We start from the raw sequence: 13009 nt of genomic DNA, 5'->3' as shown, positions 1-13009 counted from the left end.
AATATTGACATACTCGTATAAATATGCTAAACTCTATGCAAGTTAAGAAACGAAATCCGTTACAGAAATAAGAAAGGGATGTATGAACATGATGAACAAAAAGAATTTACTGAAAATGATGGCTTTAGGTATGGCAGCAGCGGCTGTATTCGGACTGGCAGGCTGCGGCGGCGGATCCTCCTCCAGCCAGAGCGCCGGCTCCCAGACCCAGAAAGAAAGCCCGCTCATGAAGAAAATCAAATCCAGCGGCAAACTGGTGGTAGGCACCGCTTCCGGCTATCCTCCCTATGAATTTGTAGATACCTCTTCCGGCGAAAAGAAGGTTATCGGCATCGACATGGAACTGGCCCAGAAAGTGGCTGACAAGCTGGGCGTGAAACTGGAAGTACAGGACATGAACTTCCAGGCCCTCCTTTCCTCTCTCACCGGCGGCAAGGTGGACGTAGCCATTGCAGGCATTAACCCCACGGACGAAAGAAAGAAATCCATGGATTTCTCTGCTGACTACCTGCCTACAGAACAGAAAGTCATTATCCGGAAGGCCGATGCAGACAAGTACAAGACTGTAGAAGACCTTTACGGAAAGACCATCGGTGTCCAGAAATCCACCACCCAGGAAGCACTGGCCAAGGAAAAGATTAAAGACGCCAAGATCGTAGGCCTGGCTCACGTGCCGGAAGTAGTACTGGAACTGAAACAGGGCAAAGTGGACGGTCTGGTGGTGGAAGGCATCGTAGGCGAGCAGTATGTCATCTTCAACGATGACCTCATGTTCTCCGACGTCAAATTCCCGGGAGCCGTGAAAAACTCCGCCGCTGCCATCCAGAAGGGCAACGAAGATGTGGTGGCTGTGATTAACGAAGTCATCAAAGAAAATACGGACAACGGCAACTTCAAGAAGTGGACAGAAGAATACAGCAAGAAAGCTGTTTCCAATGCAGATAAGAAATAAATGAAATAAGGAAACTGCAGCGCTTGGGACGCTGCAGTTTTTTTAGTGGCAGAAGGATGCAGCACTGGAGACACAAAGGGGAATCCAGTCACGTAAGGCTCCTTCCTCACGGTGGCAATTCTGCATAGGATTGCCAAGTTCGGGCGAAGTAAGGCGCCTAGCCTGCCCATAAGGGCGCTTTCCTTTTGTCGCCCGAACGTAAAGAGCTGGGCGGAGCCCTGAGGATAGGTCCGAATATATGCGAATATATGCAAGAATACGTTTGCCTCAAATCAGGCCCCTGCGGGGCCTCGGCTTTTCTTTGAAAAGCCTACTATCATTCGTCGCCTGACGGCGCCACCTTCTTCCAGAGGAAGAAGGCTAACGCACTACGTCACGCAGCACTTGTGACACAAAAGCCAATCCCGTAACGTAAGGCTCCTTCCACTGGAAGGAGCTGCCCGATAGGGCTGAGGAACACTTGAAGATAGATCCAAGCCACTATGAGCCATCTTAGGCCCTTTCAGGGCCTCGGCCTTTTTTTCAAAAGGCCGCTATCCTCCGTCGCCTCCGGCGACACCCCCTTCCAAAGGAAGGGGGCTAACGCACTCCGTCATGCGGCTTTGGAGACACAAAAGCTAATCCCATAACGCTTGCCGCGGAGCGGCATATAAAACTCATCGCCGCCAAAGGCGGCGATACCTTTCCCTCTGAACCCTTTGAACCTTTTGAACCCTTTGAACCCTCACGCCGAAGGCGTGTCCAAGTGAACCCTTATTTCAATAAAATTTAATTGAAAGATATGAATACAGATATGGTCAAGACTATACACGTATGTTATAATTAGCTAACTTCAGATGATTTTTCCTGATAAAATAGAAAGAGGGGCCTATCCATGAATAAAAAGACGATTCCATTTTCCGATGAATTAATCCGTGATATCGCTGCCAAATATGGCACGCCATTCCATATTTATGATGAAAAGGGCATTCTTGACAATGTAAAACGGCTGCAGAAAGCCTTTTCCTGGAATCCCAATTTCCATGAATATTTCGCTGTGAAGGCAACTCCGAATCCATGGATCATGAAAAGCCTCAAAACCTTGCATGTGGGCTCCGACTGCAGTTCCATGGCAGAACTGGTGCTGTCTGAAACCGTAGGCATTAAAGGCGAGGAAATCGTATTCTCCTCCAACGATACACCGGATGAAGAATTCATCAAAGCCAATGAACTGGGTGCTATTATCAACCTGGACGATGTGTCCAATCTGGACGACCTGGAGCGGCTCCATATCGTTCCGGCAAGAATCTGCTTCCGTTACAACCCGGGACCGGAACTGGCCAGAGGCAATGCCATCATCGGCAAGCCGGAGGAAGCAAAGTACGGCATGACCAAGGAGCAGCTCATGACCTGCGTGGACTGGGCTAAAGAAAAGGGCATTTCCTACATCGGCATTCATACCATGGTTATTTCCGCAGAGCTGGAGCTGCCGGGCCTTCTGGGCACCATTTCCATGATGTTTGACCTGGCCAATGAAATCAGGGATAAAAAGGGTGTTACCGTCGATTTCATCGACTTCGGCGGCGGCATCGGCATTCCCTACCGTCCGGAACAGGATCCGGTAGATATTGAAGGACTGGGAGAAGGGGCAAGGAAGCTCTTTGAACAGAAGATGAAGGGATTTGACCATACCCGTATCTGCTTCGAATGCGGCCGCGCCATTACCGGTCCCTATGGCTTCCTGGTTACCAAAGCCATCCATTACAAGCACATTTACCGGGACTACATCGGCGTAGATGCCTGCATGGCAGATCTCATGCGCCCCGGTATGTATGGCGCCTACCACCATGTGACCGTGCTGGGAAAGGCGGATGCGCCCAAAGACCATGTATATGACGTGGTGGGCTCCCTCTGCGAAAACTGCGATAAGTTTGCCATCCAGCGCCCCCTTCCGGAAATCGAAACCGGCGATCTCATCGTCATCCATGACACCGGCGCTCACGGCCACAGCATGGGCTACAACTACAACGGCCGTCTCCGCCATCAGGAAATCATGGTTCATGAAGACGGCAGCGTACAGCAGATCCGCCGCAACGAAACCCTCTTCGACCTCTTCGCCACCCTTGATTTCCCGAACCTGAAAGAAAATACAGCAAAAGTGGTTAAGGAATAATTTCTTAACCCGAAAAGCCACAGACTCTGAGCCTGTGGCTTTTTTTCATGAAATAGGGAAGATATGGTATGCACGTAACGTCAGGCTCCTTCCGCTGGTGGCAATCCTGCATAGGATTGCCAAGTCGGGCAAAGTTGGCCCTTAGCCTGCCCATAAAAGGGCCTTCCTTTTGTTTGCCCGACCGGAATGGAGCTGGGCGGAGCGGTGGGGATAGGTCCGAATATATGCGAATATATGCAAGAATACGTTTGCCTCAAATCAGGCCCCTGCGGGGCCTCGGCTTTTCAAAGAAAAGCCTGCTATCATCCGTCGCCTGACGGCGCCACCGTCGGGCATTAAGGTGCTCGCTTAGTGTGCAGGCTATACTCGAATATTAGCCCGACTCGACAGTCCTCTGCAGGACTGTCGTCTTCCAGAGGAAGAAGGCTTCAGCACTTCGTCATGCAGCACTGGTGACACTAATGGTAAGCACGTAACGCTGACTTCATAATCATTGCCGCGCAGCGGCAATCCACAACCCTCGCCCGCAAAGCGGGCGTCAACCCTAAGAACCCTTTGAACCCTAAGAACCCTTTGAACCCTCTGAACCTTCTGAACCCTCTGAACCTTTCTCTTGCCCCTTGAAACACAACCCTTCTACACAACCTGCACCGACAGGCGCGCCCCTTTTTATATTGCGGCGTCAGCCGCCGCCCTTTATCTAATAATGTATTTAAGTTATATGAATTGAGAAAAATCTAAAAATGTCATAGCAAATAGGGGAGGAATGTGTTACAATACTTACATAGAAATATCGAAATGCATTTAAGCTTTTAGGAGGTATTCTTATGTATACTTTATCCACAGTGGAATTCAATGGGAAAATTCCACAGATTGATACCAATGCTTTTGTAGCACCCCACACCTTCCTTTCCGGCGATGTCAGAGTAGGCAAGTATGCCAGCATCTGGCCGGGCGTTGTTGCCAGAGGGGATGTAAACTATATTTCCGTTGGTGAATGTTCCAACGTGCAGGACCTCTGCTGCCTCCATGTGGCAGATGACCATCCCTGCATTATCGGTGACTATGTAACCATCGGCCACAGCGCTGTAGTGCATGCCTGCACCATTGAAGACCATGTACTCATCGGCATGCATGCCACCATTCTTGACGGCGCTGTAATCGGCAGAGGCTCCATCGTAGCAGCCGGCGCCGTTGTCCTTGGAGGCACTGTGATTCCGCCGAACTCCCTGGTAGCAGGCGTTCCGGCCAAAGTGATCCGTACCATCGACCGCATGAAAAATATCCATGCCCAGGCTATCAAGTACAAATGCGAATGGGCTATCGGCTACGGTGTGAAACCGGACATCGACGGCGAACTCTATCATGGAGAAAAGATTGTGTAATTTGATTTCATGATGAAATAGAAAACATCCCGGAAAATCTTCCGGGATGATTTTTTATGGAGACGTCTTTTTGCGTTCGGCAGGGATTCTGCCTTCCATAGGAAGGGGGCTAATGCACTTCATCATGCAGCAGCTTTGACAGAAGAGGTAAGCACGTAACGTAAGGCTCCTTACGGTCAAGCGATTAAAAGGAAGGCCCTTTAATGTGCAGGCTAAGGGCCAATGTCGCTTGACTTGGCAATCCTATGCAGGATTGCCACCTGCAGGAAGGAGCTGCCCGACAGGGCTGAGGATAGGTCCGAATATACGACGCGTAGCGTTATGTGTCATTTAGGCCCCTTAGGGGCCCAGGCCTTTCTGTGAAAGGCCTGCTATCATCCGTCGCCTGCGGCGCCACCTTCTTCCAGAGGAAGAAGGCTTTGGCACTTCGTCATGCAGTACTGGTGACACTAAGAGAAAACACGTAACGTTTACTTTATATTCATCGCCGCGAAGCGGCGATAACACCCTTTGAACCCGCCCGCTGGACGCGGGCAGAACCTTCTGAACCCTTTGAACCCGGGCCGCTTCGCGGCCCTCTATTTGACTATTTCCCTCCATGAGCTATATAATAAATACTAACTATATAAAAAATGATGATGGTTCATTATTTTTGTGGAAGGTGAAAATATGCGTGAAAAGTACGTTCCTCAGCAGATTGAGAAAAAATGGCAGAAAATCTGGGAGGATACCAAAGCATTTGAGACCCATTCGGATCCCTCTAAGAAAAAATATTATGTGCTGGAGATGTTCCCATACCCCTCCGGCAATCTTCATATGGGGCATGTAAGAAACTATTCCATCGGCGATGTGGTGGCCCGTTTCAAAAAGATGCAGGGCTTTAATGTGATTCATCCCATGGGATTTGATGCCTTCGGCATGCCTGCAGAAAATGCGGCTATCAAACATGGCATTCCGCCGGCTGAATGGACCTATTCCAATATTGCCAACATGACCCGCCAGCAGAAGGAACTGGGCCTGTCCTATGACTGGGACAGGAAGGTTCTGACCTGCGGCGAAGACTATTACAAGCACACCCAGAAACTCTTTGAAATTTTCTACAAGAGAGGCCTGGCTTACAAGAAGGAAGCCAAGGTCAACTGGTGCGACACCTGCCACACCGTACTGGCCAATGAACAGGTAGAAGAAGGCCGCTGCTGGAGATGTAAGAATCCGGTGGTGAAGAAGGACCTGTCCCAGTGGTTCCTGAAAATTACGGACTACGCTGACCGCCTCCTGGCTGATCTGGACCATATGCCCGGCTGGCCGGAAAGAGTTAAGACCATGCAGAGAAACTGGATCGGCCGCTCCACCGGCACCCAGTTCTCCTTCAAGGTGGAAGGTATGGATGATTCCATTCCCGTATACACCACCCGTGTGGATACGGTGTACGGCGTAACCTACATGGTACTGGCACCGGAACATCCGCTGGTGGAAAAACTCATTGCCGGAAATCCGGAAAAAGATAAACTGGAAGCTTTCATTACGGAAATGAGAAACCAGAATGACATCGTCCGCACAGCGGAAGATGCGCCGAAGCTGGGCATGTTCACCGGCAGCTATGCCATCCATCCTCTCACCGGGGAAAGAGTGCCCATCTGGATTGCCAACTACGTTCTCTATGAATACGGCACCGGTGCCGTCATGGCCGTTCCGACCCATGACCAGCGCGACTTTGAATTTGCAAAGAAATACCATCTGCCCATGAAACTGGTGGTGCAGAACAAGGCAAGGAGCCTTACCCTGGAAGATATGGACAAGGCTTACGACGCCGACGGATACTTGGTAAACTCCGGCGAATTCGACGGCCTCACCTCTGCAGAAGGCAGGGAAGCCATTACAAAGAAATTTGAAGATATGGGCATCGGCGAAGGCAAAGTCAACTACCGCCTCCGGGACTGGCTCATTTCCCGGCAGCGCTACTGGGGCTGCCCCATTCCGATTATCCACTGCCCCCACTGCGGCAATGTGCTGGTACCGGAAAAAGATCTGCCGGTGAAACTGCCGACCGATGTCAACTTCGTAGCCGGTGCTACCTCCCCGCTGGAAACCAGTGAAACCTTCCTCCATGTGAAGTGCCCCCAGTGCGGCGCCGACGCTACCCGTGAAACGGATACCATGGATACATTCATTGATTCCTCCTGGTACTACCTCCGCTACTGCGATCCCCACAATGAAAAGGAACCCTTTGATAAGAACAAGGCCAACTACTGGATGCCTGTAGACCAGTACATCGGCGGTATCGAACACGCCATCCTCCATCTGCTCTACTCCCGTTTCTTCATGAAAGTACTGCAGGACGAAGGCATGGTGGACTACTCCGAACCTTTCACCAACCTCCTCTGCCAGGGCATGGTGCTGAAGGACGGCGGCAAGATGAGTAAATCCGTAGGCAACGTAGTATCCCCCGAAGAAATCGTAGGGAAATATGGCGCCGACACCGCCCGCCTCTTTATCCTCTTCGCTGCGCCTCCGGAAAAGGATCTGGAATGGTCCGACCAGGGCGTGGAAGGCTCCTACCGCTTCCTGAAGAGAGTATGGGCTATTACAGGCAAATACCAGGACTTCACCAAGGAAAACAAAGGAAAGCTTACGGAAGATGAAACAGCTCTCCGCAGAAGACTGCACCAGACCATTTCCAAGGTTACCGAAGACCTGGACGGCAAATTTGCCTTCAATACCGCCATTTCCTCTATTATGGAACTGGTGAATGACATGTACCGCTTCGTGGAAAGCCATGACGCCATCGAAGAAAGCCTGGCCCGTGAACTTCTCCGGAACCTCCTCATCCTCCTGGCTCCCTTCGTTCCCCACATTACAGAAGAACTGTGGCAGGGACTGGGCGAAAAGGAAAAGAGCGTTCACGAAGCATCCTGGCCTGCCTGCGACGCCTCCGCTCTCGTGGTGGACGAAGTGGAACTGGGCGTACAGGTCAACGGCAAAGTCCGCGCTGCCATCAAAGTCCCCGTTGCCATGAGCCGCGAAGAAATCGGCGAGAAAGCAAAGGAACTGCCGGAAGTGAAGAAATTCACCGATGGAAAGACTATTGTAAAAGTTATCGTAGTGCCGAAACGTATCGTGAATATCGTAGTAAAATAAAACATCAAAAAGCCGGTGGCCTTGGCCATCGGCTTTTTCGTTTCCCGGTGCTGTGAACCACGGTTTAATCATGGTATACCAAGATTCTTCACTGACCATATCAGGCGGGAGGGGAAGCGCGCAACGCAGGCTCCTTTCTCAGAAAGGAGCTGGGCGACAGCCCTGAGGATAGGTCCGAAGCCTGCCTATCAAAGGACTGTCTTCTTTTGATGTATGCGGCAATGGATTCAGCACAACTTTTGAGGAAGAATTATCCTGCCGGTTGTTGTCCACTGTGCACCGCAGGGCGTGTCCATAGCTGCTGCCACCTTTTTTATGGCTGTGCTACAATAAAGAAAAACACATTTTCACATAAAGGAGTGATTTCCATGCATATAACCTGTGAAGGAAGAAGTTTTGATTTCTTTGACGGCGCCTCTCCCCAGAACCTGTGGAACATGGTGAAGGGGGAGCGGGGCAGAAACGACGCCGTGCTGGCAGACTGCGACGGGGATATTCTCGATTTCCAGACCCCCTTTATAAAAGACGGCACTGTGCGCTGGATACCCCTTTCCTCTAAGCAGGCCTACCAGGCCTACCGCCGCACCGCCATCATGCTTCTTGTATGCGGCGTGAAAGAAATATACGGCGACAAAGCGGATGTCAAAGTGAAGCACTCCCTGGGAAAATCCATTTACTGCGAATTCAAGGACGGACACACCCCTCTGCAGAAGGAACTTTCCATTCTGGAAGACCGGATGAAATCCATTGTTTCTGAGCGGAGAAAAATTACAAAGCTGGTGGTAGGCAGAAACAGGGCCATTGCCTTTCTCCGCATGAAAGGACGCACGGAAGATGCGGAACTTCTTTCCCAGCTCGATTTCTCCGAACTGGATGTAGACCAGTGCGGAGGCCTCATTGACTACTACTTCGGCCCCATGCTGCCGGACATGGGCTACATCACCGCCTTTGCCCTCCATTCCTATGCCCCCGGCTTCCTTCTCCAGATTCCGGGCCCCGGAGAAACAGAGCTTACCCCCGGCAAGGACGATCCTCTTTACGCCCGGGTATTTCTGGAATCCCAGAACTGGAGCGAACTCATCGGCTGCCATAACCTGGAAGAACTGAACCGGGCCATCGACACAGGACGCATCTATGACCTGGTGGCCACAGCCGAAGCGCTGCAGGAAAAGAAAATGGCAGAACTGGCCGATTTCATCTGCCGCCAGCAGCCGGCCATCCGGCTGGTCTGCATGGCAGGTCCGTCGTCCTCCGGCAAAACCACCTTCATGAAACGGCTCATCGTCCACCTCTGGGTGAACGGCGTCCGCCCTGTCATGCTCTCCCTGGACGACTATTTCCGAAACAGAGATGAAATGGGGGACAGAAACTGGGAAAATCTGGAAGCCCTGGACCTTACCCTCTTTGAAGACACCGTTTCCGCCCTGCTGGAAGGAAGAGAAGTGCACCTGCCCCGGTTTAATTTCATCACCGGAAAAAGAGAATGGGACGAAAAGCCCATCCGGCTGGGTAAAGGCCAGCCCATCCTGGTAGAAGGCCTCCACGCCCTGAATCCGAAGCTCACCTACTTCGTGCCCGGCTACCAGTGCGTCCGCGTCTACCTTTCTGCCCTTACCCAGCTTACCATTAATGACCATAACCGCATCTCCACCTCTGACACCCGACTCCTTCGCCGTTTGGTGCGGGATTTCCAGTTCCGCGGCAACGGACCGGAACATACCCTCATGGTTTGGGACAATGTGAGAAGGGGGGAAGAACGCAATATTTTCCAGTACCAGGACCGGGCCAATGTGGTCTTTAACACCGCCCTCCTCTATGAAATCCCGGTACTCAAAAAACTGGCCCGGCCCCTTTTGGAAGATATAGGAAGAAACAGCCCCGCCTATACGGAAGCCAGAAGGATGCTTGCCTTCCTTAGGCCCTTCCGGGAACTGGACGCCTCTATAGTCCCCGGCGAATCCCTGCTTCGGGAATTTGTGGGATATAAGGGCATGGGAAAATCCTTCCTGAACCGGTAGGGAGGCCGCTTTGCGGCTGCGATCGGGACCGGGATCGGGATCGGGGAGCCCCGTCCTTCGGCGGGGCTAGATCTGGTAGCTTGTGGCTGGTAGCTAGGGAGCCGCCTTTGGTGGCAGTGGTGGGCGCCTGCGGCGCCTCTTATGAATGCCGCCCTTAGCGGCAGAAAATGCACCCCCTTTGGAGTGGAGACTCTGCATAGAGTCTCCAAGTCAGTCGAAGTTGGCCCTTAGCCTGCCCATTAAAGGGCCTACCTTTTATCCGGCTGACCGAAAGCACCACCTTGCCCGCTGGGAAGCATGTCACGGGATTTTCAGGTCGCTACGCTCGCCTACAAATCCCGTCCCTTTGCCACCCCCGGAGGGGGCACCTTTTTGCTACGCTTCCCTTCCTGCTCATTTTTTAGCTCAATGTTTAGCACCTGGAAAATCGCCCTCACCGGGGTGGCAAGCGAACGGGGAACGCAGGGAGTCGTCAGACGACTGAGGTCCCCGTGAGACGCTTCCCTGTGGGTAGAGGGAGCCGCAGGCGGAAGAGGGGGTGTATTTCCCACGGGCGAAGCCCGGTTGTATGGTTTTCATCCTTTCAAAGGGCTGGGTACCGATAATGAAATCCAAAGCGGCAAGTCGTACAAAGCTAACTGCTAGAAGCTAACTGCTAGTTGCTATCGCCTCTACGTTATTTACTGTTCGCTGACTATAAAAACTCACGGCGGAGCCGTGCACCTTCATTCTCAATCCTAAATTCTTAATTTTAAATTGATTCCATATGCTCATTTATTCAGGAGGCAGTATCCATGATTTCTTTACTCCGTCGCACCCTGCCGCTTCTTTTAGGGGCAGGAATTTTAGCATTTTCTTTTGTCCCATTTCCTGGCGCCGAAACTGTGCAGGCCGCAGCAGTTCCATCCAATTATGAAACTTCTGTGAAAACGGACATGCCGCTGGAAAAGAAATACCTGCAGCATGGCCCTTATTCCACAGCCTATTTGGAACAGCTTGTTGATGAATCATGGAAGAAGTACGAAGTCTGGTATCCGTCAGAGCTTCCGGAGACGGATCAGCAGTATCCGGTTCTTGTTTTAAGCAATGGTACCGGCATCCACGCTTCCAGCGCCAAAGCTATGGCAGAGCATTTCGCTTCATGGGGCTTCATCGTTATCGGTAATGAAGAAGATAACTCCTGGGCCGGCGTTTCTGCAGAAAAAGGTCTGGTATGGCTTCTGGACGAAAATGAAAGAGAAGGAAGCACCTTTTATCATCATATAGATGAAGACCACATCGGCTCCTACGGCCATTCCCAGGGCGGAGTAGGTGCTATCAATGCAGCCTCTGTCCAGCCCCATCATGAACTGTACAAAGCCGTAGTCAGCGAATCGACCACCCAGATGCCCCTTGCCAGGAGCCTGAAATGGTATTTTTTCCCTGAAAAGGTAAAAGTTCCTATTTTCTATGTGGCCAGCAATGGATTCACCGACAGCTATATCGTTATTCCCGCCAAAGAACTGAATTATCTATTCAGCCGCTCCATTGATTCGCCCTACAAAGTCATGGCCATCCGTAAGAACGCAGACCATGGGGATATGCTCTATAAAGCCGATGGATACGTCACCGCCTGGTTCCTCTACTGGCTAAAAGGAGATGAAACGGCAGGAACAATCTTCCAGGACAATGGAGAACTTGCCCATAATCGACTTTATGAAAAGGTGAGAATAGAAAAGATCTAGGGAAGCCGCTTTGCGGTTGCGATCGGGATCGGGATCGGGAAGCCCCGCCTTACAGGGTCATTCTGAATGAAATGAAGAATCTTGGTACACGGAGTAAGTGACTCATCTTCAAGTAAATACCAGTCGGCGGGGCTAGATCTGGTGGCTGGTAGATAGGATTATCCGTTATCCGCTTACCGCGTTCACATATTTTCCAATTTTCTATATAAAATATAGAAAGAGACAAGATTATAAGGCAATTCTGACCATCTCCAATCTGGTCCAAAGGGGAAATCAAATGTATCAAAGAAAGAGCTCACAAGAAGAGGCATTAACCATGAAAAAAACAATCATTACAACACTCATTGCATCTGCACTGTCTGCAAGTATTGCTTTTGCAGCGATTCCGGGCGCTTCCTCACAGGAGGGCAAGCCTGTCAGCTTTCTGGATGTAACGCCGCAGACCTATGCAGAATACTGGGAAGACGGTCAATCTTTTAAATCCAACGGAAATCAGGAATACCCGGATCTATTCGGAAGACAGTGGCGAAAAGCATTTACCAACTCCATTTCCTTAGTTACTCCAAGAATGATCGTCAGCTACATTTCCTTTAGCGGTGAAAAGAGACTGCTTGATATTCCGGCGGACTTTGAATCCATTATGGAAAAATATAATGACCTGGTTTATGTAGCTACATGGACCAATTTTTCAAGAGACGGCAGCAACGCCCTCTTGGGCGGTGGCGCCATTACTCCACAGCTTCCTACGCAGAGACTTGTGATAGACAAAGACGGCACGATCATCCGCCCTGTCCCTATGCCTGAGGAAATCGAAAATCTCATGCCTCACAGCTTCGGACTGGTTTATTATGCCTTCCCCCGCAGCGTGATATTGAATGTTCCTTATACAATTCGCTGGGTCAACGGATATGGAAATATTTTAAGCATGGAAGTACCTGACAAATTAATAAGAGAATTAGCAGATGATGAATTCCATTTCTATAATTCAAACAAAGGAGTAGAAAGCGGATTTATCCTTCCGAACAAAAAATAAACAGTACAAATCCAAACAGTTCCCACGATACCTTTATTTGTAACTTAAAAATAAAGATATCGTGGGAATATCTTTATGCAATAAGCATATTTTTCCCTTTATTTGAAATAATGATAAAAAATTTTTTTACTCTTTTCAAAAATCGCACCCTGCCGTTATTTATATAGTAGAGGGGCACGAAAAGCCCGCGGTTCTACCGGATATCACTCCATATGTTTCCAAGTGCGCATAAGAAATGATTCTATGGGGTGATGGAAAGCAGGAAATGGTACCGCTTTTCTCCCTCACCTGACTCGGCCGAGCGGGTAAAAGAAAAAACAGCAGAGAAATCCAGGACTTAAACATCTATCGCGGCAGAAATGACGGGAGACTCATGCCTGGCGCGCGCCGTCGTACCTCGTACAGCAGCGGCCGTAGACCATGCAGACACCGAACTCATTGGGCATAGGGGATGGGAAGACTGGGTTTCTTTGTAGTAGAAAAAGCAGCTCCATGGGGGAGCTGCTTTTTTGACTGCAAAAAGACAGCACAAAAACACGGATTCAAATCCGCGCCAGACAGTATTGCGGGCCTCTCAGAATCAGGCGCCAACGCTGAGCATACAGGA

The 13009-nt window shown here is 50.5% G+C and carries 7 protein-coding genes; all 7 read left to right on the top strand.

Annotation, left to right across the window (positions count from 1 at the left end; all coding sequences use genetic code 11):
• The first annotated feature begins 88 nt into the window (after positions 1-88).
• Entirely contained in the window at positions 89-952 is an 864-nt protein-coding gene (locus Q0482_RS06015) for a transporter substrate-binding domain-containing protein (protein WP_297000845.1), read from the top strand.
• 874 nt (positions 953-1826) lie between these two features.
• Positions 1827-3104 carry a diaminopimelate decarboxylase gene (locus tag Q0482_RS06010; RefSeq protein WP_299144660.1) on the top strand — a complete coding sequence of 426 codons (1278 nt, stop codon included), beginning with the start codon at positions 1827-1829 and terminating at the stop codon, positions 3102-3104.
• An 827-nt stretch (positions 3105-3931) separates the two neighbouring features.
• Positions 3932-4489: a gamma carbonic anhydrase family protein gene (locus Q0482_RS06005; RefSeq protein ID WP_299144657.1), complete on the top strand. Its 558-nt coding sequence runs from the start codon at positions 3932-3934 to the stop codon at positions 4487-4489.
• A gap of 669 nt (positions 4490-5158) precedes the next feature.
• Entirely contained in the window at positions 5159-7627 is a 2469-nt protein-coding gene (gene leuS / locus Q0482_RS06000; RefSeq protein WP_299144654.1) for a leucine--tRNA ligase, read from the top strand.
• 368 nt (positions 7628-7995) lie between these two features.
• Positions 7996-9645 (top strand): nucleoside kinase, encoded by a 1650-nt coding sequence (locus tag Q0482_RS05995; protein WP_299144651.1) that lies wholly within the window; start codon positions 7996-7998, stop codon positions 9643-9645.
• A 923-nt stretch (positions 9646-10568) separates the two neighbouring features.
• A complete protein-coding gene (locus Q0482_RS05990; RefSeq protein WP_299144648.1) occupies positions 10569-11369 on the top strand; it encodes a hypothetical protein in 801 nt (266 codons plus the stop codon).
• A gap of 316 nt (positions 11370-11685) precedes the next feature.
• The gene (locus Q0482_RS05985; protein ID WP_299144645.1) at positions 11686-12402 is read left to right on the top strand and encodes a hypothetical protein; all 717 of its coding nucleotides are present in this window, start codon (positions 11686-11688) and stop codon (positions 12400-12402) included.
• The last annotated feature ends 607 nt before the right edge of the window (positions 12403-13009 follow it).

This window comes from uncultured Dialister sp. (assembly GCF_937959425.1).
Lineage (GTDB): Bacteria > Bacillota > Negativicutes > Veillonellales > Dialisteraceae > Dialister.
Note: the sequence above shows the minus strand (reverse complement) of the source record. Positions and strands in the feature narration are given on the sequence as shown.

Excerpts from the sequence above, each read along its gene's own strand:
- Q0482_RS06005 (WP_299144657.1), top strand. The coding sequence starts at position 3,932 with ATGTATACTTTATCCACAGTGGAATTCAATGGGAAAATTCCACAGATT.
- Q0482_RS06010 (WP_299144660.1), top strand. The coding sequence starts at position 1,827 with ATGAATAAAAAGACGATTCCATTTTCCGATGAATTAATCCGTGATATC.
- Q0482_RS05985 (WP_299144645.1), top strand. The coding sequence starts at position 11,686 with ATGAAAAAAACAATCATTACAACACTCATTGCATCTGCACTGTCTGCA.
- leuS (WP_299144654.1), top strand. The coding sequence starts at position 5,159 with ATGCGTGAAAAGTACGTTCCTCAGCAGATTGAGAAAAAATGGCAGAAA.
- Q0482_RS06015 (WP_297000845.1), top strand. The coding sequence starts at position 89 with ATGATGAACAAAAAGAATTTACTGAAAATGATGGCTTTAGGTATGGCA.
- Q0482_RS05995 (WP_299144651.1), top strand. The coding sequence starts at position 7,996 with ATGCATATAACCTGTGAAGGAAGAAGTTTTGATTTCTTTGACGGCGCC.